16 protein-coding genes are annotated in these 25,696 nt (G+C 64.6%); 14 read left to right on the top strand and 2 right to left on the bottom strand.

All coding sequences use genetic code 11. From position 1 onward, the window contains the following. Positions 1 to 75 precede the first annotated feature (75 nt). The 10 genes from DF200_RS04180 to DF200_RS04130 all read left to right on the top strand — a co-directional run bounded on the left by DF200_RS04180 (position 76) and on the right by DF200_RS04130 (position 11,601). The gene (locus tag DF200_RS04180; protein ID WP_158275770.1) at positions 76 to 1,350 is read left to right on the top strand and encodes a metallophosphoesterase family protein; all 1,275 of its coding nucleotides are present in this window, start codon (positions 76 to 78) and stop codon (positions 1,348 to 1,350) included. Beyond that, positions 1,341 to 4,730: an AAA family ATPase gene (locus DF200_RS04175; RefSeq protein WP_158275769.1), complete on the top strand. Its 3,390-nt coding sequence runs from the start codon at positions 1,341 to 1,343 to the stop codon at positions 4,728 to 4,730. Before DF200_RS04180 ends, DF200_RS04175 begins: the two co-directional genes overlap by 10 nt. Positions 4,731 to 4,889: 159 nt before the next feature. After that, on the top strand, positions 4,890 to 5,918 hold the full coding sequence (locus tag DF200_RS04170; RefSeq protein WP_109137034.1) for a LasA N-terminal domain-containing protein: 1,029 nt from the start codon (positions 4,890 to 4,892) through the stop codon (positions 5,916 to 5,918). Between the two features lie 177 nt (positions 5,919 to 6,095). Beyond that, on the top strand, positions 6,096 to 6,392 hold the full coding sequence (gene rpsF / locus DF200_RS04165) for a 30S ribosomal protein S6 (protein WP_109137033.1): 297 nt from the start codon (positions 6,096 to 6,098) through the stop codon (positions 6,390 to 6,392). 68 nt (positions 6,393 to 6,460) lie between these two features. Beyond that, on the top strand, positions 6,461 to 7,126 hold the full coding sequence (locus DF200_RS04160) for a single-stranded DNA-binding protein (RefSeq protein ID WP_109137032.1): 666 nt from the start codon (positions 6,461 to 6,463) through the stop codon (positions 7,124 to 7,126). Positions 7,127 to 7,293: 167 nt separating this feature from the next. Next, positions 7,294 to 7,542 (top strand): 30S ribosomal protein S18, encoded by a 249-nt coding sequence (gene rpsR, locus DF200_RS04155; protein WP_007051545.1) that lies wholly within the window; start codon positions 7,294 to 7,296, stop codon positions 7,540 to 7,542. A 15-nt stretch (positions 7,543 to 7,557) separates the two neighbouring features. Then, positions 7,558 to 8,013 carry a 50S ribosomal protein L9 gene (gene rplI, locus DF200_RS04150; RefSeq protein WP_109137031.1) on the top strand — a complete coding sequence of 152 codons (456 nt, stop codon included), beginning with the start codon at positions 7,558 to 7,560 and terminating at the stop codon, positions 8,011 to 8,013. A gap of 568 nt (positions 8,014 to 8,581) precedes the next feature. Beyond that, positions 8,582 to 9,253, top strand: a complete 672-nt coding sequence (locus DF200_RS04140; protein WP_109137029.1) for a hypothetical protein — start codon at positions 8,582 to 8,584, stop codon at positions 9,251 to 9,253. Positions 9,254 to 9,488: 235 nt separating this feature from the next. Beyond that, the gene (locus tag DF200_RS04135) at positions 9,489 to 10,346 is read left to right on the top strand and encodes a class B sortase (RefSeq protein WP_158275768.1); all 858 of its coding nucleotides are present in this window, start codon (positions 9,489 to 9,491) and stop codon (positions 10,344 to 10,346) included. Then, on the top strand, positions 10,315 to 11,601 hold the full coding sequence (locus tag DF200_RS04130) for an LCP family protein (RefSeq protein WP_109137027.1): 1,287 nt from the start codon (positions 10,315 to 10,317) through the stop codon (positions 11,599 to 11,601). Before DF200_RS04135 ends, DF200_RS04130 begins: the two co-directional genes overlap by 32 nt. Before the next feature lie 137 nt (positions 11,602 to 11,738). Here the strand turns inward: DF200_RS04130 and DF200_RS04125 are convergent, their stop codons facing one another. After that, complete coding sequence (locus tag DF200_RS04125) at positions 11,739 to 12,086, bottom strand: tautomerase family protein (RefSeq protein ID WP_109137026.1); 348 nt, start codon at positions 12,084 to 12,086, stop codon at positions 11,739 to 11,741. Between the two features lie 150 nt (positions 12,087 to 12,236). Between DF200_RS04125 and DF200_RS04120 the strand changes: the two genes are divergently transcribed. The 3 genes from DF200_RS04120 to DF200_RS04110 all read left to right on the top strand — a co-directional run bounded on the left by DF200_RS04120 (position 12,237) and on the right by DF200_RS04110 (position 14,675). After that, complete coding sequence (locus DF200_RS04120) at positions 12,237 to 12,791, top strand: GtrA family protein (protein WP_241520114.1); 555 nt, start codon at positions 12,237 to 12,239, stop codon at positions 12,789 to 12,791. A gap of 153 nt (positions 12,792 to 12,944) precedes the next feature. Further along, the gene (locus DF200_RS04115) at positions 12,945 to 13,604 is read left to right on the top strand and encodes a histidine phosphatase family protein (protein WP_109137024.1); all 660 of its coding nucleotides are present in this window, start codon (positions 12,945 to 12,947) and stop codon (positions 13,602 to 13,604) included. Positions 13,605 to 13,772: 168 nt separating this feature from the next. Further along, positions 13,773 to 14,675, top strand: a complete 903-nt coding sequence (locus DF200_RS04110; protein WP_109137023.1) for a hypothetical protein — start codon at positions 13,773 to 13,775, stop codon at positions 14,673 to 14,675. 159 nt (positions 14,676 to 14,834) lie between these two features. Here DF200_RS04110 and DF200_RS04105 read toward each other — a convergent pair whose 3' ends face one another. After that, positions 14,835 to 16,343, bottom strand: a complete 1,509-nt coding sequence (locus DF200_RS04105; RefSeq protein ID WP_109137022.1) for a DUF805 domain-containing protein — start codon at positions 16,341 to 16,343, stop codon at positions 14,835 to 14,837. Positions 16,344 to 17,151: 808 nt separating this feature from the next. Here DF200_RS04105 and DF200_RS04100 point away from each other — a divergent pair. Then, on the top strand, positions 17,152 to 25,380 hold the full coding sequence (locus DF200_RS04100) for an LPXTG cell wall anchor domain-containing protein (RefSeq protein WP_146192008.1): 8,229 nt from the start codon (positions 17,152 to 17,154) through the stop codon (positions 25,378 to 25,380). Positions 25,381 to 25,696: the final 316 nt, after the last annotated feature.

The following is a 25,696-nucleotide window of genomic DNA, read 5'->3' as shown; positions in this document are numbered from 1 at the left end:
CGCTGCACAGTTGGTTGCCGACTGGATGTCGTACGGTTGCTTCCCCGCCTCAATTCCCCTCGTTATGCTTGGGGTATGAGGATTCTGCATACATCCGACTGGCATATCGGGCGCCGGCTCAAGGGCGTGGACCTGACCGAATACCAGCGTAAGGCGTTGGACTGGCTGGTCGAGACCGTCCGGCGCGAACGCGTCGACGTGGTCTGCGTGTCCGGCGACGTCTATGATTCGCCGATGCCGTCCGCCGCGTCCGTGGACATCCTCGACGACGTGCTGACCAGGCTCACGGCCGATGCCGACGACCGCCCGGCCGTGGACGTCGTCGTCACGCCCGGCAACCATGATTCGGCGCGCAAACTCGGATTCGGCGCACACATGATGCGCGACAACCTGCACCTGCGCTGCGCCATCGACGACATAGCCACCCCGGTGATCGTGCGGCGCGCCGGCCGCGACGACCCCAGGCCCGAGAGCCTCGCCATATACGCGCTTCCCTACCTCGATCCCGACGTCGCCCGGCCGACGCTGCAGGCGATGCTGCCGGACGGGCCCGCGATCCCGCGCTCGCACGAGGGGGTCATGGCCGCCGCGATGACGCTCGTCGAAGCGGACCTGCGCAGACGCCGGGCCGAGGACCCCGGTCTGCGCGCCGTGCTCATGGCCCATGCGTTCGTCTCCGGCGCCGCACCCAGCGATTCCGAACGCAACATCACGGTCGGCGGGGTCGACGGCGTTCCGGCGGCGTTGTTCGCCGGCGGCGGCATCGACTATCTGGCGCTCGGCCATCTGCACCGCGCCCAGCAGGTGCGCATCCCCGCCCCGGCCGCGCCCGGCGCCGATGCCTCAGCACATCCCACGTCCGCCCGGTACGCCGGCTCCCTGCTGGCCTACTCGTTCTCCGAGGCGTGTATGCCGCCGAAGACGGGCAACGGCAAAAGCGTGGTGGTCGTCGACACGGACGACATGGCCGTGCGCCAGCTGCCCGTCGGATCCGACCAGCCCGCTCTCGTCCAACTGCGCGACACGCCGGAACGTCTGCTTGGCGACCTCGCCGAACGATACTGCGACGACTGGGTGTCCATCACGGTCGTATGCGACGCCTACCCGCACGACATGTACCGCCGCCTCGACGCCGCCTACCGCCATCCGTTGGAAAAGAAATTCGAGATACGCCGCCGCCGGGACACGGGCGGCCGTGCCATGGCCGACCTGCGCCGTTCGCATGGCGAATTCGACGTGGTGCGCGAATTCGTGCGCTATACATTGGACCGCGAACCCACCGAAGCCGAGGGGGACGTGCTGCGCGCCGCCGTGGAGCAGGCGAGGAAGGAGCAGGAACCATGCGACTGATCGGCATGAGATTCATGGGCATCGGCCCGTACGACGGTGAATATTCCATCGATTTCGCCGCGCTGAGCCGTTCCCATATCTTCCTCATCGAAGGCGAGACCGGTTCCGGGAAGTCGACGATCCTCGACTGCATCAGCTTCGCGCTGTACGGCGCCGTCTCCTCGGACGACGCCAGCAAGGACCGTCTGCGCTCCCGATTCCTGGACACCGATCCGAAGGCGTCGTTCGTCGATCTGATATTCGAGATCGACGGGTCGTATTACCGCGTGCGTCGCCAGCCGCAGTTCGAACGGCGCAAGCGCCGCGGCGAGGGGACCATGACGGAGAACGCGAAGGGCACGTTGTGGAAGATCGACGCCGGGCTCGGGGATCTGGTGCGCGCGACGGCCGCGGGCGAGTCCGAGCCGGATGGCGGGGCGCAACGCTATTTCGATTACGCCGAGGCCGCCGGCAACAGCGAGACGCTGGCCTCGCAGGCGCGCGACACCGGCGTGGAGGTCATCCGTTTGCTGCATCTGAACCGGGACCAGTTCTCGAAGACCGTGATGCTGGCGCAGGGCCAGTTCTCCGGATTCCTCAAATGCAAGCCCGAGGAGCGTACAAGACTGATCAAGGACCTGTTCTCCGCCGACATCTACGAACGCATTCAAACGATACTTGATACCATGCGGAAACAGCGTTCCGCCGACATGGACCGGCGGCGCGACGACGTCATCGGCATGATCGACGAGGCGAAGGACAACGCCGACCGCATCGACGCGCTTGCCGTCGAATGCGGGACCATCGCCGGGGATGATGACGCCGACGCGGACGCCGATAATGGCATCGATGCGGACGGCGGCACCGCCCATGACGCCGCATGGTGCCTGACAGACGGCGGCGACCTCAACGAACCGGCCATGAGCCCGGACGACATCGTCGCCGCCATCGGGAGCCGGCTGCGGCAGGTCGCCGAAACCAGTGACGCGACGCTGGCGCGATGCCGGGCGACGCTGCAGACGACCGCCGACGCGCTCGCCGCCGCCCGCGAACGGCTGGACGTCGGTCTGCGGCTGCGGTCGCTGGCCGAAGCGGAACAGACGGCCGTCAAACGCCGCGGCGAGCTCAAGGCCCGCGACGACGACATGAGGCAGGCCCGCGAACGTGTGGAGCGGTCGCGCAAGGCCGAACCGGTCGTGCAAGCGCAGCGTGAATGCACGGCGCTCAGCGTGCAGCGCGGCAGTCAGGAGCGGCGGCTGGGGGAGTACCGGGAACGGCTCGCCCGGTACGACGCCGCCGACGTCATGGCCGCCGCCCGTGAACAGGCCCTTCGGAAGGCGGCGGAACGCCCCGTGGCCGAGGCCGCGCTCGACGCCGCGACGACACTGCGCGAACGTCTGCGCAAGGCCGAAGCCGCCCGTAAGGAAGCCTCGGAGGCCGTGGAGAACGCCGAACGGAACGAACAACGGGTCGCGCAGACCACTGCCGCATTGGGCTCGATGGAATCCGCCGACGCGGTCAACGAGCGGCTGCAGGACGTCATCCGGCAGGAAGGCTCCAAGGACCGTCTGGCCGAGCGCCTCGACGAGGCACGGAACCGGCTGCGGCACGCACGCCTCCGGGAGGAGGCCGCATCGAAGCTGCGGGAGCTCGAAGACGCCGCCCTGCTCGCCGGACGCCGGCACCACGAGGCCGAAGCGGCCTATGCCAAGGCGGAGGCCGCGCAACGGACCGCCGGCGCCGCCGCGTTCGCGGCCCTGCTGGCCGACGGCGAGCCATGCCCGGTCTGCGGCGCCGTGGACCATCCCGCGCCGGCGATCGTCCCCGCCGACGAGCCGGACGCCGCGCAGATCACACGGCTCGGCCAGACCGTCAGCGAGGCCCTGGCCGCGTTCGAGGCGGCCAAAAGCGCCGTCGTCATCCAGAACAAGACCCTCGACACCGAAGCCGAACTCGCCCACGGGCTCGATGTCGCGCAGGCGCAGGCGGCCGTGGCCGCGCTGCAGGCCGAACTGGACGCCGCGGAAGGACTCGCGCAGCGGCATCGTCTGCTCTCCGAACAACTGCTGAAGATCCGTGCCGCCGAACAGGACGACGCCCAGGCGCGGCAAGCCTTGGAAATCGCCCGCAACAACGCCGAAAACGCCCGTCGTCTCGCCGACGCCGCCATCGAGCTCTGCATCGGCGCGGACGGTGCGCCAGCCACGCCCGAATCCGTGCAACGGCAGGAGCAGAAGGCCCGGGAGGCCATCAACGAATGCGAACGGCAGCAGACGATCGCCGAGCGGATCGCCGAACGTATCGACCAGCGGGCCGCATTGGAGAAGCAGACGGCGGAGGCGGAATCCGCACTGCGCACCCTCGGCGAACAACTCGAAACGTCCCTCGCCCGACTCTCCGAACTCGCCGACGCCAACAGATTCGCCGACGCCGACGCCGCCCGTATCGCCCTGCTGCCCGAACAGGAAGCCGCACGGCTGAAGCAGGCCATCGACGACCACGACACCCAGATGAGCGTCGTCACCGCCGACCTCGCGCGCATCCGCGGCGAATTCGCCGACCTCGCGCAATCCGCGCAGGCGAAACGACTGTTCTCCGACGAATCCTCTGATTTGGCCGACGAATCCTCCGACCCGGCCGACGACTTCGGCATGGGCGTCATCGACATCATGGCCATCGTCACCATGTTCGACGAAACCGCCGAGCGCCGTCGCCTCGCCGTCGCCGAACAGGCTCATGAGGCCGCCATTCGCGCCGAGGAGCAGGCCCGCGGACTCGACGAAGCGCGCCGCCGCCGCACCGAAGCGCTCACGGCCGGACTGCGCGACTGGGCCAAGGCCGGCGCCGACTACGCGCCCGTACGCGACATGGCCCTGCTCGCCGGCGGCAAGGCGGGGTCACTCGCCAACGACGGCCTCTCGCTCGTCACCTACGCCGTGACCGAACGCTTCCGCGACGTGCTCGACCGCGCCAACGAGATCCTCAAGGACATCCGCGGCGGCGTCTACGAACTGCGGCTCGGCACCCACGAAGGCCGCACGGCCAGAACCGGACTGCCCATCGAGGTGTTCGACCGGCGCAGCGAACGATCCACCGAAGCCACCACGCTCTCCGGCGGCGAGACCTTCTTCGTCTCCCTGGCGTTGTCGCTTGCGCTCGCCGACATCATCCAGGCCGAGAACGGCGGCATCTCCATGGATACGCTGTTCATCGACGAGGGCTTCGGCTCATTGTCCGATGATTATCTCGACGACGTGATCGACGTCCTGCGGTCCATCAGCCGCACCCGCGACATCGGCGTGATATCCCACGTCGGACGGCTCAAGGACCAGATCGCCGAACGGATCAGCGTGACCCGCATCAACGAGGACTCCGCATCCCGCCTGACGGTGGTGGTGTGAGCCGGCATGAAGGAAAATCTCAGGTGGGGTTATTACCATGCCGTAATCGGCTGGGCCTCATCGGCCAGACGCAATCGGGCAGGAATACGCCCTCCGCTCAGCGCGACGGTATGCCGCAACTCCTGCGGTATACCGTAGAGGCGGGGGAGTTAGGAACGTATGAAATCTCATGAAGCATCCACAACGGCGAACGGGCTGCAACGGCGGAGAAAACCCGCGGTGACGGGCGGCGCGTCGAAATCACCGTCGAAATCACCGAAATCGACGTCAGGGCGCAAGACCGCCTCGAAATCCCCCAAAAAGGCCCCGCGCCGTCCGCGCACGGCCTTCGGACGCTGGATGCGGCACGGCGGCAAACGCGTGCGCGCCGTCAAGAAATTCACGGTCACTCTGGTCGCCGCCGTCATCGCCGCCATATTCGTGTTCGGCATGGGGGTCGTCGTCTACAAGCAGATGAGCATCACCATGGCCAAGAACCGGCAGGCGAAATACGTGCGCCAGTACGATTTCGACCCCGGCAACATCATCTCCGACACCCAGTTCTTCAACTCGACGTCCATGGGTACGTACGAGGTGCAGCAGTTCCTCGACAAGCACGGCGCCAAATGCTCCGGCGACCTGTGCCTGAAGAACTACACCGTCATCACGCTCGACGAGAAGTCCGATGGGCTTTGCGACGGATACAAGGGAGGCCAGCAGCAGTCCGCCGCGCAGGTCATCGACGGTGCCGCCCGCAGCTGCGGCATCAGCCAGAAGGTGCTGCTCGTCATGCTTGAGAAGGAACAGGGCCTCGTCAGCACCACCACGCCCAGCGAGGAACGCTACAAGGCGGCGCTCGGCCTCTCCTGCCCCGACGACGGGCCATGCGACCCCAAGCACGGCGGCTTCTTCAACCAGGTGTACGGCGCCGCGCGACGGTTCAAGTACTATCAGGCGCACGAAGGCCTCTACAACTTCCACGCCGGCCGGCTCAACTACGTGCAGTACCATCCCCAGACAAGCTGCGGCGGCGCCAACGTGTGGATAGAGAACGATGCCACCGCGCTGCTGTACATCTACACCCCGTACCAGCCGAACGTCAAGGCGCTGCAGGCCGGGCTGGGCGAGGGGGATTCGTGCTCCAGCTACGGCAACCGCAACTTCTCCATCCTCTACGACGCCTGGTTCGGCGATCCGCGCGCCAGCTGAGGTGCCGATTCCCGGGCCGGTTCGCGTGGGGCGGACATGGCCCGCACGCGTAGTCCATTGATCCAGGGGCGTAGTCCATGGGTATCCGTATTTTAAGAGAGTTGCCCATTTTGGGCACGCGCTTACACACTCCTGCCATGGAACGTCCATGGCCTTTAAGTCCGAAGGAGGTGGGTGATGTCTGCGCATAAGTATGAACTGATGCTCATTGCAAATCCTGAGCTTGATGAGCGAGCCGTGAAGAAGCTCGTCGACCAGTTCCTGAAGGTTGTCACCGATGAGAAGGGAACCGTCGAGGACATCGACATCTGGGGCCGCCGCAAGCTTGCCTACGAGATCGAAGGCAAGAACGAGGGCAACTACGCCGTCGTGAACTACACCGCCGAGCCCGCAGTCAGCGCCGAGCTGGATCGTGTGCTGAACCTCAACGAGTCCGTCATCCGTACGAAGATTCTTCGTAAGGACGCCAAGTGATCCTTCGGGCCTAGCCCGAAATCACCGTCTTACCAATACTTATCGATTCCCCGAGGGAAGGCCTTGCAATGGCAGGAGATACCGTAATCACGGTCGTGGGCAACCTCACGGCCGATCCGGAGCTTCGTCAGATTCCGAGCGGCGCCACGGTGGTCAATTTCACCATCGCCTCGACGCCCCGTACGTACAACCGCAACTCGGGTCAGTGGGAGGACGGCGACGCGCTGTTCCTTCGCTGCTCCGCTTGGGATTCCAACTACAATCCCATGGCCTCCAACATCCAGGCCTCGCTGTCGAAGGGCATGCGCGTAATCGCGCAGGGCCGTCTGGTGCAGCGTTCCTATCAGGCCCAGGACGGTTCCAACCGTACCGTCGTGGAGCTTCGCGTCGATGAGATCGGACCCGCGCTGTCGCGCAACACCGCGCAGGTGACGCGCAACAGCAACGGCGGCAACGGCGGCGGATACCAGGGAGGCGGCGCCTCCCGCGGTGGTTTCGCCGGTGCCCAGCGCAACGCGGCGCCCGCACAGGGCGGCTACTCCGGTGGCGGCAGCTACCAGGGTGGCAACGGTGGATATCAGGGCGGCGCATCCGCCCCCGCACAGTCCGCCCCCGCACAGCAGTCCGCGCCCGCCAACGACCCGTGGGGATCCACGGGCGACGCCGGTTCGTTCGGTTCCTTCGGAACGAACGACGAATTCGGCGGCAGCGGCAACGACGAGCCGGAATTCTGATCGACGGCCGACCCGGTCGCAAGCCGGACAGCCACGCAACCAACAGGAATCGAAATCGTGAACACCGGTCGTCATGACCGGCGGCGGCCACATGCCACGCCGGGATATGACGACCGAGGAACTGAATGAACCGAGTCATCAGTTTTCAATATTTATAAGGAGTGCATATGTCACGCAAGAGGCCGCAGCCGCCGGTGAAGCCGTTCAAGAAGAAGCCGAACCCGCTGAAGGCTGCCAAGGTTACCGAAATCGACTACAAGGACGTCGCCCTGCTGCGCAAGTTCATTTCCGACCGCGGCAAGATCCGTTCCCGCCGTATCACCGGCGTCACCGTCCAGGAGCAGCGCGAGCTCTCCAAGGCCATCAAGAACGCCCGCGAGATGGCTCTGCTGCCGTACGCCACTTCCGGTCGCTGATAGGAGGACTTGACAATGGCTAAGGAAACCAAGGTTATTCTCACCACCACCGTCGGCGAGCTGGGTCACTCCGGCGACGTCGTCGAGGTCAAGCGCGGCTACGCCCGCAACTACCTGATCCCGCAGGGCCTCGCCTTCGCGTGGAGCAAGGGTGCCGCCGCTCAGATCGAGCAGATGAAGCGCGCCCGCCGCGCCGCCGAACTCGCCACCCGCGAGGACGCCGTGGCCGCCAAGAACGTCATCGAAGGCAGCGTCGTCGAGATCGCCGCCAAGGTGTCCGAGTCCGGCAAGCTGTTCGGCGCCGTCTCCGCCGAGGCCATCGCCAAGGCTCTGGCCGCCAAGGGCTCCGCCGTCGAGGCCAAGGCCATCAACGTGGAGACCATCAAGACCGCCGGCGACTTCGCCGCCACGGTCAAGCTCCACCCGGAGATCTCCGCCAACTTCACCGTCAAGGTGGTCGCCGCCGAGTAATTCGGTGCGCGTGTATCCAACCTGAGCTTAAGCCCAAAGCCCCGCCGGCGTCATGCCGCGCGGGGCTTTTTCGTCGGCTTTTTCGTCGGCTTTTTCGTCGGGTCGTTCGTTGGGCCGTTGGCCGGACCGTTCGCCGGACCGTTCGCCGGGCCATTCGTCGGACCGTTTGTTGGACCGTGTCGTGTCATAAGGGTCAGCCGATACATATGACATCCGGCCCACACGCCGACCGATTCGTCTGCGTCATCATGAGTACACGCCAAAGCCGAAAGAATCGCGAATGTCCTTTGCTGTTTCGTTTCTGATGGCCTGTGATAAACCACCCCTATGGCAGCACTCCGCCGATGTGAATACAACGCCCCCGTTAAGGCTAAACTACGTAGTATTTAATCCGCTGTTAACCTAATATATTCCTTACGGCGCAATGGTTGAGAGTGCATCGGCGCAGCAAACCCCCAATGCAGTTGATTTTGTCCGGGGGGGGGGGCGTAGTTTAGAACACTGGAAGTCAAACAAGGCACTTCTGTATGCATAACGTAATCGATATCTTCTGAAGAAGGGGAATCACATGAATATCAAGAAGGCATTGGTCGCTGCCGTTGCAGCGGCAACGCTGGCCATCGCTCCTACCGCCGTCTTCGCCGCCGGTGTCGACAGCACCCAGGGTGTTGAGAGCAACCAGGGCACCAACCAGGGCGTTGACAGCAACCAGGGCGTGAACAGCAACCAGGGCGTCAACAGCAACCAGGGCGTGAACAGCGACGGTTACCTGAACGACGGCGTCAAGTCCGCCTCCATCGATCTCGGCAACGGCTGGTACGTCGTCGTCATCGCCCACGGCGGCTCCATCGAAGAGCCGAAGGCCACCGCCGAGCAGGCTTCCAACGCCAAGTTCGACAACGGCTTCGTCGCCGCCGCTCCGAAGAGCGTCGTCGTGACCCCGACCGAGGCCAACGGCGCCAAGTCCGCCACCCTCGTCTACAGCACCAAGGGCAACGCCCCGGCCGCCGCCAAGGTCTTCGCCCAGCACGAGGACAACACCAACGATGTGTACGCCGGTAACGTGAACGCCGCCAAGAAGACCGTGACCGTCGAGGCCAAGAAGCTCTCCACCTTCACCCTCGCCGTCTCCAACGGTGCCGGTGCGGGCGCCAACGCCAACGCCAACACCAGCGAGACCTCCCCGCAGACCGGCGTTGCCTTCGCCGGCCTCGCCGACTTCTTCGCTCGCCTGTTCTGATATTCATCGCATGGCGCCGCTGAATCCATGAGTGCGGCGTCATTGCATTGATGACCCTGAAGAGAGGCTCTGACACAGAGCCTCTCTCTTTCTATGACCAGCGAATTCATGGTCAGCGAATTCATGACCAACGAAGTCCGTTGAGACTTCACATACGCTTATATATACGTGTATTTATACGTGATTACCGGGTTTCCGGGGGATGAGAAGAGGAATGGCACGACACGGCAATCATATGAGGACGACACAGCCGGTCGACGTCGCAGAGGCGTCGGGTACCGCGGCGGCCGCGGGCAAACGGTCGTTGTGGGCGCGGTACGTCACCGCGTTGAAGATGCGGAACATCAAGGCCATCGTCGGCACGGTGGTGGCGGCCATCGTCGTCATCGCGCTTATCGTGGGCCCGTCGATCCTGCTGCATCGTCATCTTGAGGACCAGCGTGCCGCGGACGCCATGCGCGACAATCCCATCCCGGCCACAAGCGGCGATCCCGGCATCAACTGGGACGCCCTGCGCAGCCGCAACCCCGAGATCTACGCGTGGCTGTACGTGCCCGGCACCGGCATCAACCTGCCCGTGCTGCAGCACACCGGCAAGGACGACGTCTACTATCTGAGCCACGACCAGTGGGGCGATCCGTCGTATCTTGGCTCCGTCTTCTCCGAAATGCAGAACAGCCAGTCGTTCACCGATCCCGTGACCGTGCTGTATGGGCACGACGTGGCGTCCATCTTCAAGAATCTGCATCGATTCGAGGACGCGCAGTTCTTCAACCAGTACGACAAGATCTACATCTATACGCCCGCCAACCATGTGTTGACATACGAAATCGTGTCCGCATACCGGACCGACAACAAGCATATCCTCAACACCCATGATTTCAGCAAGCAGAACGTTCGCCGCGAATACTTCAACCAGGTGATGACCCCGACCGACAGCCCGGCCCAGATTCGGCAGGACGCCCAGCTCAAGGACAGCGACCGGATTCTCCAGCTCAGCACCTGCATGCTCAACGAGTTCCACGGATCGCATCGCTACATCGTCACGGGCCAGCTGATCAATGAGCAAACCATCAACGTCAAGCATTCGTAGCCGGACGATCGTAGGCGCCGCCGACCCGGTCGATGACGCGGCTGGTGTCGCGGTCGATATGACCGGCGATATGTCCGCCGCCGTGACCGTCGCCGAACGGGGGGCGGCCGACGCGGCCGACGCCGACCGCGAACGGCGCCCACGCAGCCGCTCCTCCGCGCGAAAGCGCCGGGGCGGGGAACGTCGGCGGCACACGCGCCGCAACGTGGAACGCCGCGTCGGCCGTCATATACGGCCCCGACGTGAAACATGGCTGTCGAAATTCCTCGACTGGTTCCTCGGCCTGCGTCTCATCACCCGCATCATCGCCTGCATACTTGCCGTCGTCATGACGTTCGGCATGGGCGCGGGCGTGGCGGCCGCGTCGATGATCGGCATCGGCTCCGCACACGTGCACGCCGGAATGGAAAAAGGAACGGCCAAGGAGACCATCACCTACAACGGCCGCGAATACCGTCTCAACCGCAACATCGTCACCTTCCTGTTCCTCGGATTCGACGGACGCAACAAAAACGGCATGGACGGCCAGACCGACGTCATCATGGTGGCGGCCCTCGACACGAAAAGCGGCGAATCGACCATCATCATCGTGCCGCGCGACTCCATGGTCAGCACGCCGTATTACGTCGGCGACGTCAAGCTCCAGGAAGCGATGACCATGCCGATATGCCTCTCCTACGCGTTCGCCGGCGGTGGCGACCGGGGGCGCAAGGTCGTGGCGGACAAGGTCTCCGACATCCTCGGCGGTGTGGCGATCCCATACCATTACATGCTCGACTACAACGGGCTCCCCGAAATCAACGACTCCATCGGCGGGGTGCCGCTCACCCCCATCCAGACCATCCCCGACACCAACATCGTCAAAGGGCAGCCGATCACGCTCAAGGGATGGGAGTCCGAACGCTACATCCGCTGGCGCGACCACACCACGCTGCAATCGCCGCTCGACCGGCAGAAACGGCAGGTGCACTACGCCAAATCGTTCATGGCGCAGGCGAAGCACAAGCTCGGGCGCAACGCCTTCAGTGCGCTCGACATCATGGACACGGCGAAGAAATGGTCGTACACGAACACCGGCAACGCGGAACTGATGTACTATGCGGTGACCGCGCTCGGCAGCAAGAACCTTGCCGATCTGCCGATGGTGCAGCTCAAGGGCGACCTGAGACGTTCCGGCAACCACGCGCGGTTCTACCTCGACGACAAGGCCGTGAAGCAGGTGGTGGTGGATACGTTCTACGAGCCTGCGGCGTAGGCATAGGGCCGATTGGCGCGGTCACGGCACGGTCGGCGTCATGCGGGCCGGGTGCGCCACGTGACGCCGACCGACACCCGGCCCATGCGCGCAACCCGGCCCATGCGCGCAACCCGGCCCATGTGGCGCGACATGCGTCAGAAGTTACGCCCCGACCAGCCCCAGTTCGTCGTGGCGGTCTCGCGGATGTACACGCGGTTCGACGGGATGCCCAGCACCTTGTCCAGCGCCTCGCTGATGCGGCGCGTCAGTTCCTCCCAGTTCTCGCGCGGCACGGAATCGCCGAACACGTTCACCTCCACGTAGGCGGCCGGTTTGGCGTCGTCGCCGCCGAAATAGATCGGCATGTTGTCTTCGAACGGGCACATCAGCCAGCCCTCCGACTTGCCCGGCACGGCGGTGATCGCCTGCCCGTACATGGTCTTGAGCTCCTCGCGCTGCTCGCGGCTGATGGTCGTGCTCGCATGGGTGTGAATGACCGGCATGATGTCTCCTTACGTTGGCATACGGCAATGGCATACGGACGATGCCTGCCATGCACCAGCGTAGTCGGAGGACGTCGTTTTTCGTAAAGATGATGGGAGGGTTTATCCGTGCCCCGCCAGTCGAACGGTGGTCGGGGTTTAATGGGGCAAGTGAGAAAACTCTTCGCGCAGCTGATGAAGTTCGGCATGGTGGGCGGCATTGCGTTCGTCATCGACTACGGTCTGATGAACCTGCTGCTGCTGACGCATATGCACAACATCCTGGCAACGTCCATCTCGTTCTTCGTCTCACTGGTCTTCAATTATCTGGCGAGCATGAAATTCGTGTTCAAACATCGTCCCGACATGGCGCGATGGATGGAGATCACGATTTTCTTCGTATCGTCGTTCATCGGATGGATCATGAACGAGGTGATCGTCTGGATCAGCACGTCGTGGATGCCGCATGATTCGATGTACACGATGCACACGCAGTACATTCTGTGGACGAACATCGGCAAGCTGGTCGCCACGGTGGTGGTGATGGTGTGGAACTTCGCGATCCGCAAGTGGCTGCTCGACGACACGCACACCAACGCGATGAACCGTCTGCGCCGCGGAAGCGCGAAGCTCACCGAAGCGGAGCTGGCCGCGAAGCGTGAACGCAGCGTGGCGCACCGCCTCGGCATGTGGTCCATCGAGCACGCGCCCTTCGGATGGAAGTAGCGGCCGGCCGGGTCGATTGAACCGTTTGCGTCGATTGCGTCGATTGCGTCGATTACGTCGGACGGGCTGATTGCAACGTCGCCGATGCCGACGAAACGACTACACTGGAACCAGCAAACGACGACCGACGATCACGAAGGAGCCCGCGCGACGATGCCCGCGACCACGATTCATTTTGTCCGTCATGGCGAGGTCTACAATCCCGAGCATGTTCTCTACGAACGGCTGCCGGACTTCCATCTTTCCGAACGCGGCGTGCGCATGGCCCAGGCCACCGCGCGCTACATCGCCGCGCATTCCGGCATCAATCAGGCGGCCGCCGTGTATTCCTCGCCGCTCGACCGCACACGCGAGACCGCCGGCGAGATCCTGACCGCATTGAACTCCGTGCGCGCCGAACGCGACGAGCCGCCGCTGGAGCTGCATACCGATCCGCGTCTGATCGAGGCGGGCAACGAATTCCGAGGCAAACGCATCGGCCACGGCGACGGCGCATTCTGGCATCGGAGGAATCTTAGGCTCATCCGCGACCTGCACAAGCCCACATGGGGCGAAAGCTACGAGCACATCGGCGCGCGCATGAGCGATTTCGCCTACGAAAAGGTCGACGAATACGCCGGCGGGCAGATCATCGTCGTAAGCCATGAATCGCCGATTTGGTCGTTCCGTCATCTACTGGAGAAAGGCAATGCCGAACACTGGATGTTCAACCGTCATACGGCGCTCGCCTCGGTCACGTCCATCACATTCGACTCCGCCACCCATGAGATGCTCGCCGTCGCATACGCCGACCCGGCGGCCAATGTGGAGTGAAAGTGGCGACAGTCGCTTGGCTCCCCTTGTCAGGGGAGCTGGCGCGCGTAGCGTGACTGAGGGGTAGGTGCTGGCGGTGTGGGACGGTCAAGGCGACGTTTCGTGATGTTGGTCACGAAAGCGGTGAAAAACCCGTGGTTTCTCTTGTGGTAATACCATACTGGAGGTATGACCAATACCGCATGGATTTCGTCCGCAGCCGCGCTGAAGCAGCTGCCTGCCGTCGCCGCTGCCGTCGAAGCGAGCAAGGAACTGACCGATCTGTGGCCGCTGACCGACCACATGCACATCGACAACGACGTGAAATACGCCGAATCGTTCCAGGTGCGCACCACACGCCAGTTCGCGCTGGTGCTGACAGGCGAGGATGTGACCGTTCCCGACGCCGAATACGTGTACGAGGGCGCGGACGAGATTCCCGGACGCCCGCAGAGCATCGTCGACGCATTGCTCGCCGCCAACGACGCCTATGACGAGACCGTCGACTTCTCCGACGACGGCGACGCCGCGCATATCGTGACGTCGGCCGAACTGCTCGGCAACGTATGGGATGACGCGACGAACGACTCCGTGCGTACGGTGGTCGAGGCCGCCGAGGCCGCAGGCGTCGCATTGTCGGCCGACGACACGGCCGGACGGTTCGCGCTGGGTGCCGCCGCCTTCGCCGACGTGCTGGCCGCGGTGAGCGCTGGGGCAGGTGCCGGCGAGGCTGGGGCCGATGTGGCTGGCGGGGACGTGGCGAAGGCTTCGCTGCCGGCGGCCCTGTATTTCAACGAATTCGATGAACGACTGGGCGTGCCGCGCGTGTTCGTGACTGCCGAGGAGCTGGAGGGGCTGCGCAAGCTGGCCGTCGCCGGACCGGACGCTGACGGCAACGCCGCCGCGTTCGTCGACCGTCTGCTGGAGATCTCCAAGCCGGAATGGAAGAAGCACCACGACGACGTGCTGTGGGACCCGGTCGAGGCCAAGAAGAAGGCCAAGGAGGAGGACGAGAAGCGCAGCAAGGCCGCGCTCGCCGCCAAGTTCGCCCACATCAAGGACGACCCCGGCAAGGAGACCGTGGAACTGTAGACGAACAGCCGTTGCACTGAGTGCTGGGTGCTGGGTACTTCGGGGAAGTTCCTAAGACAGAAAACGGTGTGGGTCCCGACGGTATTGTTTCGTCGGGGCTCACACCGTTTGTTTTGTGTTTGCGCCGCGCCAGGTGTTGGTGCTCTGCGCTGGCCTACGCTACGCCTGAGGCTGGTCGAAGCGGGCGCCTTCGGGGTTGCTCTTCTTCGCCATCAGCACGATCATCACGATGCCTGATGCGAGCAGGAGGATGACGCCGAGGAACATGATCGCGAGGCCGCCGCCGACGCCGCCGGAGGAATTGCTCGTGGCGCTGATGGCACCGGTGAAGATGCCGCCGACCATGAAGACGATGCCGATGAGGCCGATGCCGAACGGCAGTAGGTAGAACCAGCCGCTGCGGTTCGTATCGTGCAGGCGGCGCACGCCGACCGCGATGTTCGGCACCAGGACGGCGAGACTCCAGATGCTGCTCAGGCCGCTGACGAGGACGTTCTGGCGGGTGGCCTCAAGCAGGATGCTGAACAGCATGGTGATGATGGTGCTGCCCAGCATCCACCACCAGTATTCACTGCGGGAGGCACGGCCGGAGAAGGTGGCGTACTTCTTGAACACGCGGATGAACGCGTTGGGGAACGAGATGCCGTACCACGGCGCCCACAGCGGCGGTTCGCCGTTCTGGTCGAGCGGGATGGCGCCGCCGGTGGTGGCGGTTGCTGGCGCACCGTAGCCCTGCGGGGGCGCGGGCATAGCCGGGGCGGATTCGCCGTACTGGGACTGCTGGCCGTAGCCTTGCGGCGCGGCGCCGTACGGGTCGTTGCCGTAGGGGTCGGCTGCGGGGGTGCCGTACGGGTTCTGCTGTTCGCCGTATGCCGGGGCCGCGCCATAGGCGTCCGTCGGCTGTTCGCCGTAGCCCGGGGTCTGGGGCTGTCCGTATGCGTCCTGCTGGCCGTATGCCGGCGGCTGATAGCCCGGCTGCTGGGGTTCGGGCGCGGACTGCTCGGCGCCGGACGGTTCCTGGCCGTATGCTGGCGCAGCCGGTGCGGGTTCGGGAATCGACGTCTGGCCGGAGGGGAAGGGCACGTGCGCGAAGTCGGTCTCCGCGGCGGCGGGTTCCTGTGCGCTCGGGGCCTGGGCCGGTGCCTCATATGCGGGCGTCTCCGGTGCGGGCTGCTGGGGGTAGCCGCCGTAGGGCTGCTGTCCGTACTGCTGTCCGTATGCCGGTGCCTGGCCATACGCGTCCTGTTGTCCGTACTGCGGGGTCTCGTATCCCGTCTGCTGTCCGTACTGCGGTGCGGCCGGCTGCTGCTGCCCATATGCGGGTGCCTCCGAAGGCGTCGCCGTCCCCGGGGTCTCATATCCCTGATATCCACCCTGCGCGGCGTTCGGGTCCGCGCCGTACGCCGGTGCGCCGTATGCGGGCGCGGCGGCCGGGGCGGCGCCGTGCCCGGTAGTCGGCGTCTGTGGCGTCGGAGCTTGTGGCGTCGACGCCTGCTGGGCCGCGGATTCCGTCTGCGGGTTCAACGGACTGTACTGTCCCAATTGCGTGGCGTCGGACACACCCCCATCCGCCACGGGCGCGGCGTTCTGGTCCAACGGATTCGTTGCGCTCGGCTTGGTGTCCCCATCGTTGGGGGCAAAGCCGTTCGAAGTGTTCGAATCGCTCATTCTAGTCCCTTCTATCAAGCATTCGACGAGCCGCGGTCAAACGCCCCGTCGGTGGATGCATGTGGATGATCCACCTTCATTCTCCCACGACGTATGAGAAAAAGGTATGCATTCACGAGACGTGTATAGGCCATTCCAAGAAAGTCGCTCGATTCGTTTACGCCCGCGGCTTCACGTGCCGAACCAAGGGCTATGCACATCCGGGTCGCGTACCGTATCTGCGCTACGTGCCGGACTTTGCGTTGTGTGTTGGACTTCGCTCTAGGTGTTGGATGTCGAAAACCGTGATTGTTGGTATTGCAGCGATTGTGTTCCCGTCATGTAGCGCGGAGTCCGTCACGTACCACGGAGTCCGGCACGTACCGAGAAATCCGACACGTACTGCGAAGTCCGGCACGTACCGCGGAGTCCGTCACGTAGCGCGCGGGGGCGGCATGTGGTTTTCGTTGCCGGGCGTGGTTTTTCTTCCCGATGATTCCGCCAACGTCCTTGCGCTCAACGTCCTTGCGCTGTAGGGGGGACATGCGTGTTGCGGCAAAATATGGCAAATGTGAGCGTTTCGCTACAACGACATAATGGTCCGGTTTGTCGATATACCAATAACAATGTAGGAAAAGGCTCTGATTACGTGGTGTGCAACGAGGTGTCCGATTTTTGGGCCGTACGAGAGATAAGGGTGAACGTGAAGCATCGTATCCGTTGTATTGTGCGCAATATGACCGATGTGACTGGTATGCGACCGGTCGATGGCAGTGCGGTCCAGATGCCTCTTCATACCCTCGTACAGGATGACGATACCAATGACGGTGTGGCCGGAAACGGAATACGCCGCGCGTCGCGCAAGGCCATTGCGGCGCTTCTGGCCGTCATCGTGCCGGCGTTCATGATGGTCCCGACGTCGAACGCGATGATGCAAACCACGGCAAAATCGACCACATCATATGCGACCGCGTCGAATGCGACCACATCATATGCGACCACGGCCGGCATCGCCGAGTATGGCGCCGACTCCGCCTCGCTCGACAACGCCATCGTCAGCGCCGCCAGCGATACGACCGCGGAAAGTGCGTCGAACGGCACATCGTCGCAGAAACCGACAACGAACGGCACCAGCGATGGTTCGGACGACATCGCATCACAGGAAACGTCGTCGAATCAAATGCAGTCATCGAATCAAATGCAGTCGAAGAAGCAGGATACGACAGGCGGCGCGAAAATCGACAAAACGCAGTCCGACAAAACGCAATCCGATACGACAGCGCAGTCCGATACGACGCAGACTGGCAAAACAGCGCAGTCCGATACGACGGGCAAGACGCAGACGAAGAACCGCGCCGCCAAGGCCGCCGCGGACGGGCTTGCGGGTCGTGATTTCGCAGGCCAGGCCGCCAAGACTATCAACGGCAGGACGTACATCCTCGTCGGCAACGAACAGCAGCTGCGCGCCATCGGCACGAAGAAGAAGGTCGTCGGCAAGGTCTGGAAGATCACCCAGAAATGCGGACATCTCAGCTGCCTCACCGACGATTCATGGACCGACGAGGGCGCCGAATCCGTGGCGTATCCCGGCGACGCCGACCTCGCGCCCGGGGAGAAGCTGCATGACGCCGACTTCCCCGACCACGACGGCATCCTTGCCACGATGGGCGCCACCCGGACCAAATACTTCGTCAAGGACGCCGACGGCAATCGCCACGACGTCGACGATGCCACATACGGCGCCAACACGGGCCAGACATACGCATCCGATGCGAACTTCATCGTGTTCCGCAGCATCGACGCATCCGCCGATGCGGCCAACGACGTGACCTCCAAGGCCACGTGGACGCCGCTCATGTTCTCCGGCGTGATGCTCGGCGTGGCCGGTGACGATGCGGCCGTCGCCGGCTCGCTCTGGAACGGCGTCGGCACCGACGGCGTAAGCACCAACGACACCGCCGTCCGTCCGGTCGTATCCAACGTGACCGTGCATCAGACCGGCAAGCTCGACGTGAGCGAATACACCGGCATCGGATTCTTCGGCACCATCTCGAACAAGCTCGACGCCAACGATCCGATCCAAGGCAAGGTCACGACCGCATACGTAAGCAACATCGGCATCGACACCGTGTCGGTGACGAACGAGTCGACGGAGGTCAAGGTGGACCAGACCGTCGTCAGCGCCATCCTCGGCGCGCTCGGCACCGTCCTCGGCACCGTCGTCAGCGAATTGCTGAAGATCCTCACCCTCGGCAAGGTGGACCTCAGCGGACTGGTCGAGAACCTGCTGACCATCCGCAAGGCCGACCCGTCATCGTTGGCCACCGGTTCGTTCTCCGGACGCGTGATCGGCACGGTCGTCATCGACAAATGCGTCAGCTCCAACGTGAGCATATCCAACGTCGCCGGCATGACCGGCGGATTCGTCGGCCATGCGCAGGGCGAAACGCAATACGACATCATCTCCAACTCCTTGGGCAGCATCGTCAAACTGCTGTCGAACATCCTCAACCTCATTCCCGGGCTCGGGCTCGGCGACCTCATCACGCTGCTGCTCGACAGCAACATCATCGACGCGAAATCGCTCGTGCCCGTCGCCTACCACAATCCGACCATCAGCGACAGCGCGGTCAGGGACTTCGCCGCCGGCACCGTCATCGGCACCGCGGACAAGGACCATGCCGGCGGATTCATCGGCTCACAGACCGGCGCCATCATCACCGGCTCCAGTGTGACCAGCGCCAACGCCTACACGGTCACGGGAAGCGCATACGTCGGCGGATTCACCGGCCTCATGCGCAACGACGTGATGAAGGGCGCGCTCAGCGAGGTCGGCGTCGAACTCATCCGCCTCTCGCAGCCGCAGAGCACCATCGTCGACTCGTCCGTCAACGCCGACGTGACCGTACAGGCCGGCACCTATGCGGGTGGCTTCGCCGGCGCCATGGCCAACAGCTACGCCATCAACGACACACTCGACGGCACCATCACGGTCAAGGCCAGCGGCATCAAGGACGACAAGGGCACCAAGGCGCTCGCCGGCGGATTCACCGGCGCGGCCACGGTCGGCTGGGCGTCGGACCTCGGCGCGGGGGAGTCCAAGAACTCCGACCTGCTCACCGGCGTGAACAACCTGCTCGGCGAACTGCTCACCAAGGACCCGGACACGGCGCAGAACCTGCTCACGCTCGTCGGCGTCGAGGAATCGGCGCTGCTCGGCATCCGCACGAACGGCGTCATCACCGTCGAATCGGGCAACGACTATGCGGGCGGCATCGTCGGACGCGGTGACGGCACCATGATCGCGGCATCCGACGCCGCACATGTGAACGAGCTGTCGTTCTGGAAGCATACGAGACTCGACGTGCCCGCCGAGCGCACGAACGTCGTCAACGGCCTGAAGACGGTTTCCGTCGACGGCTCGTATGCGGGCGGCATCGCCGGCAAGCTCAGCACCGCGTCCATCGGGGGACTCATCAACCAGACCGTCGGCCTCGGCGATTATCTGCCGTTCGAGGTCAGTGCCACCACCGTTTCGGGCGTGAACGACGGCTTTGCGATTACGGCCAAGGGCGATTATGCGGGAGGTGGCATTGGCTTCGCCATGGGTGGCAACATCGGCAAGGCCACCCCGGCCTACGGCGACGCCACGGTGCCCGATACGGCGGCCGTCGTGGTGAAGGGCGTGAAATCCGTGGCCGCGAACAATCGTGCGGGCGGCTTCATCGGCGTCTCCGGCCCCGGAGACCTGCTCAGCGCCGGCGGCGTCGATCTGCTCGGCCTCGGTCTCATCAAGCTCGAAGGACTGCTGTCGCTGGCGGCCGGCGTCAAGATCGATGCCAACGACGTCAACGTCTCCGGCATCGCATCCGGCATGGCCGTCTCCGCCACCGGAAAACATCAGGACGGCGAAGCCACGCAGTACATGGCCGGTGGCTTCATCGCCCAATCGAACAGCACGCAGGCCACCGATGCCCACGTGGCCAACCTCGCATCCGTCGCCGCCGACGGCACCACCGGCAACGCGGGAGGATTCGTCGGCGTATCCGTGACCGGCGGTCTGGCGGACGTGCTGCCCAAGGACGACGACGGCGCGCTCAAGGCCATCCTCAGCCTCGGCGGCAAGCAGGGCCTCATCACCGCAATCGGCTACATGGTGCCGAAATACACGAACGCCGACGTGACGTATGTGAACGGCGGCAGCGTATCGGCGAACATGGCGGGCGGATTCGCCGGCGACCTGCAAAGCGGCAAGATCGACGACTCCAAAACGGTCGGTGGCGATGGCTGGGCCGTGACCAACCTCGACACCGTGAACGGCGGCACCTATGCGGGCGGATTCGCCGCACGTGCGCGTTCCGGCGCGCTCGCTTCGGCCGACGGCGGCATCAGCATCCTCGGAGGGCTTGGCGACCTCGGTCTGGAGACGGGTGATCTGCTCAGCGTGGCCGGCGCATACGTGCCGGTCATCAATGCGGCCGGCGTACGCACCGACGCCGGAACTGTCGAAACGACCAGCGGGCGGAAAACCACCGATCCCGCCAACCCCGGACTCAAGGTGACGGCCTCCCGCCTCGATCAGACCGATTCGCAATCCGGTTCGGCAGGCGGCTACATCGGGTACGGCTCCGGCGTGCAGGTCTCCGAATCCGACGTCACGCAGCTGCGGCACACCACCGTCAAGGAACCCACGGCGTTGGAAGGCACCGATGGCGGCACATACTTCGACGAGACGAAAAGCTCGTACGCCGTGACAGCCAAACGCTACGCAGGCGGCTACATCGGCCGCATGGACATCGGCTCCGCCGCATCCGTCGGCGGCGGTCTCAAGGTGCTAAAGAACATCAAACTCACCGACATCTCCAGCGTGCTCTCCGTCGTCGTCTCCATCGTGGAACACTCCGACGTGACGGGTGCGGCGGCCGGCTACGCCGTCATCGCCAGCGGCACCGACGAGACGAACACCTCACTCGGCGGCGGCACGCCCACGCCCGGCAGCGCGGCGAACCCGCTCGGCGAGGCCGGCGGCTATGCGGGCAGCGTCAAAGGCGGGCACATCCAGGACTCCAACGCGCACAACTTCTCACACATCATCGGCCAGGTGCGGGCCGGCGGCTATGCGGGCGCCATCGCTCCCGGCGACGTGGCCAGCGTGCTCAACGACTCCTCGCTGCTCAACGGCCTCGTCGGCACCAGCGGCACGCTCGCCTCGCTGCTGCAGGACTTCGTGCCCACCATTCGCAACAGCTCCACCGACTCCGTGCCCTGCGGCGGAGTGGTCCGCGCGCAGGCCGCCTCCGACGCCACCACGCTGCGCGGCGTGGCCGGCGGCTACGTGGGCGAGAACGAAGGCGGCCACATCTGGGGCAACAACAACGCCCCATGGAAGAGCGAGAACGACGCCAACAACCACTACTCCGGCCCCCAAAGCACCGCGTTCGCGGCGCGCATCCGCTCCGTATACGGCGCGGAGATGGCCGGAGGATACACCGGTTTCATGCACGCGGCCAGCACCGCCAAAACCGGCAGCCTCAACCTGCTGTTCGGCCTCGTCAAGGCCGACAACCTGCTCGGCGCCCTCCAGGTGAGCTATCCGACCGAGGAGAACACGCAGGTCACCGGACCGCTGCGCAATCTCGACTACGCCACCTGGCAGGCATGGGCCAAGGCGGTCGGCAGCACCGGCGGTTACGGCAAGGAGTTCGCGGAACTGCTGAAGAACGCCGGAACGATCACCGATCAGGAAACGCTGAACAAGGCCATCGACACCTACATCTACGGCACGAACGTGGTGGCCGGTCGCGCCACGTACGCCAACGAAGCCAACGTCTCCGACGGCGGCGTCGCAGGCGGCCACGTGGGCCTCATGCGTGCCGGCGTCATCACCAACGGCCAATCGCAGGACACCAGGCAGGTCAAGGCCATGCGTGCGGCCGGCGGCTATGCCGGCTCCATGGAATCCGGCGGCGCCGTCAGCTTCGGCGACGTGGATGTGCTCGGCATCATCAAAGCCAATCTGGGCAAACTCGCCAACGTGCTCGACGTGTTCGTGCCCGTGGTCAAAAGCTCGTCCGTCGTCGGCTACCGTCAGGGCATGACCGTCACCGCCACCGGCACCGACCTGACCCACGCGAACGGATTCGCCGGCGGCTACGTGGGCTACGCGTCCGGCGCACAGATCTGGGGTGACAAGACCTTCTCCGACGCGGCGGCGTCCGACGACCACTGGTCCATCGGCGCCACCCACTCCGGCTACAAGCCCACCGGCGCGGACGCGACCAACCTGCGCCGTGTCTCCGGTACCAACGCCATCGGCGGCTATGCGGGACTCATCACCGCGGCCGGTGTGGCCGAAGTCAACACCAACGCCTCCGACGGCATCCTCCAGCAACTGCTCGACGCATTGATCTCCACGCCGAACGACCTCGCCTCCGTGCTCGACGCCACCGTATCCACCGTGCGCGGCGCCAAGGTCGCCTCCGTCAAGGACGGCGGCAACGGCCAGGCCTGGGGCTTCACCGTGGACGGCGCCTACAAGGGCACCGACGGCACCACGAAATACGCGCGTGCTGCGGGCGGATTCGCCGGGTCGATGAAGGCCGTGGTGGCCGGCACCGAAAACGGCGGCGCCTCCGCAACCGACACGCTCGCCGTCGACGGTCTGCGCGGCGTGGACGGCGGCCAATACGCCGGCGGATTCTTCGGCCAGGCCGACACCACATCCGTGGCGTCCGTGGCCGGCACCGACGGCACGGATGGCTCCAACGACCACAGCACCGAACTGCTGCTCAAACTCATCAAAGCCGGCAACATCAGCGCCCTCGACGCCTTCCGCACGTTCCTCCACCATGCGAACGTGGCCGGCGTGGCCGACGGCATCCAGATCCGCGCCCACGACGCCGGTCGGCAGGGCATCCTCGACTCCACGCGCTTCACCGGATCGGCGGGCGGCTTCGGCGGCGGTCTCATCAACGGCACCGTCGACTACGGCACCGTGACCAACCTCAACAGCGTCGCCGGCGTCAACTATGCGGGCGGCTTCATCGGCCACCTCGGCAAGGCCGGCACCGTGGACGTGGACAATGCCGGCGTCTCCGGCCTGCTCGGCGCCACCGCCGGCGTGCTCGACATCTGGGGCTCCCACGCCGAGCATTCGTCCGTCGCCGGCATTCCCGCCGGATTCACCGTCAACGCCTCCCATCAGGGCGACGCCACGTATACGAGCACCAAGGGCACAGACAAGGCCACCGGGCGCGAGGTCGTCGGCGGATTCGCCGGCTACGCCGATCTGGCGCGTATCTCCGACGCGAAGGTCACGAACCTCAAGAAGACGTCCAGCGACGAGATCGCCGGCGGCTTCCTCGGCGAGACCACACGCACCTACCTCGTCGACGCCCAGGCCAGCTCGCCGCTCGTCGACCTGTTGCTTGTCATCGTCAACGCGCTCGTCAAACTGCTGTATCTCGACAAGGCGGAGCAGATCGGCGTCATCGACCTCGGCAAATGGTTCCCCGGACTCGGCAAGATATTCGATCTCAAGGTCCTCGCCGAAGGCGACACGCTGTATGTGAACCTCTTCGGACTGAAGATCGGCGTCGCATTGTCCAAGAAAAGCGACACGAACAATCAGCAGACCGACGTGGCGATCATCACCATCGGCGACTCCGTCATCAAACTGCCATGCGACAACGACGGCATCATCCAGGACGAGAACACCCGCGAAAATCTGAGCGTCCAGCTCATCAAAGGCAACCGCACCAAGGCCGTGGACTCCTCCGTCGCCGGCATCGCGCCGGCCGGGTACGACGTGTTCGGCGGCGGCGCCACGCAGACGACCGACGGATTGAACGGCCTTGCGACCGGTTATGCCGGCGGCTTCGTCGGACTCAACAACGAAGGCGTCCTGCAGAACGACCACATGACCTACGCCGACACGATTCGCGGCACCGAAGACCTTGTAGACCCGTTCGCAACCACCACGTTGAAATCCACATGGAACTTCAACAGCGTGAAGAACATCGTGGGCAAGGACGACGAAGGCCGATACAACACGTACCGCGTGTACCGCACGACGGACGCCAAGGCCGGCGATGCCGTCACCTCCGAGGCGGACGGAAGACGGACATTCGCCGCAAAGACCTCCGACAAGGGCGCCGACACGGCCAACACCGGCCTCGACCGCTGGGACGTCAACTACTTCGACGTCGTCAACGCCTACGATTCCGCCACCGCCAGCAGCAACGCTGCCGGAGACGACAAAACCAACTGGGTCGGCATCAAGGACGCCACCGTCGCCACCTCCAAGCCGTTGAACGCCTACGTCTCCGCGGCCAAGGCCGTGCTCATGCTCGACAAGGCCGTGGACGACAACACGGGCGGATTCACGCCCGAACCCGGCGACGGGCAGGATCCGTGCGGCGAAAACGGCTGCAAGACCGTCGACCTGACCATCCAGAAGATATGGAGGAACGGCACCCTCGAACGTCCGAAGTCCATCGACCTCAAGGTGCACGCCTACTACACGGACGCCGACGGCAAGCGGCAGGAAGCCACGACCATCTCCTGCTACGACGCCGACTGCAACGCCACCGAGACCACGATGCCGATGGATGTGACGCTCACCGACGCCGACGGCTCCCTGTGGAGCGACACGTGGCGCACCGTGGTCAAGGGCCTGCCCGTCGCCTTCGTGGACGGAAAGGACGCCAACGGCGACGACATCGTGCGCTACTACACGTACACCGTCGACGAAGTCTCCATGACCTTCAAGGACGGCACGACCCGGACGCCGTCGGAGGCCGGATACTCCGTGGCCGTGCAATACGACGCCAAGGAGAACGTGGCGACCGTGACCAACTATTCGCCGCTGCCCAGCACGGGCGGTGAAGGCACGGCGTGGCTGCTGCTCATCGGGCTGCTGCTCGTGGCCGCCGGCACCGCATGGTATCTGCGCAACCGGTATGGCGCGAGCGGTGATGGAGACGCGAGGACTGGAGCCGGTTCCGGTTCCGGCGCGGGTCCGGGTACGCGCAGGAAGCGAGGCGCTCATGCTGCGTAACGAATCGGTCTGGCGGCCAATGCGATGTTGACCGTAATTGTGCGGGCTCAACTCCCCTCAGTCAGCTTCGCTGACAGCTCCCCTCAATCATGAGGGGAGCCGAAGCCAAGAGGTGTTTGACTTGGCTCCCCCTGGAGGTCAGGGGGAGCTGGCCGCCGAAGGCGGACTGAGGGGGCTCGACATCGTCCGACGTAAGCCGGACGTACTGCCCGCCGCCGAAACGAGGGCACGTGCCTCTGGCCCCCTCTGACGAGGGGGCTCCCGGCGAAGCCGGGTGGGGAGAGAAGACACCTTCCCAGCTCCCCCACATAACTCA

Source organism: Bifidobacterium catulorum (assembly GCF_003129925.1).
GTDB lineage: Bacteria > Actinomycetota > Actinomycetes > Actinomycetales > Bifidobacteriaceae > Galliscardovia > Galliscardovia catulorum.
Note: the sequence above shows the minus strand (reverse complement) of the source record. Positions and strands in the feature narration are given on the sequence as shown.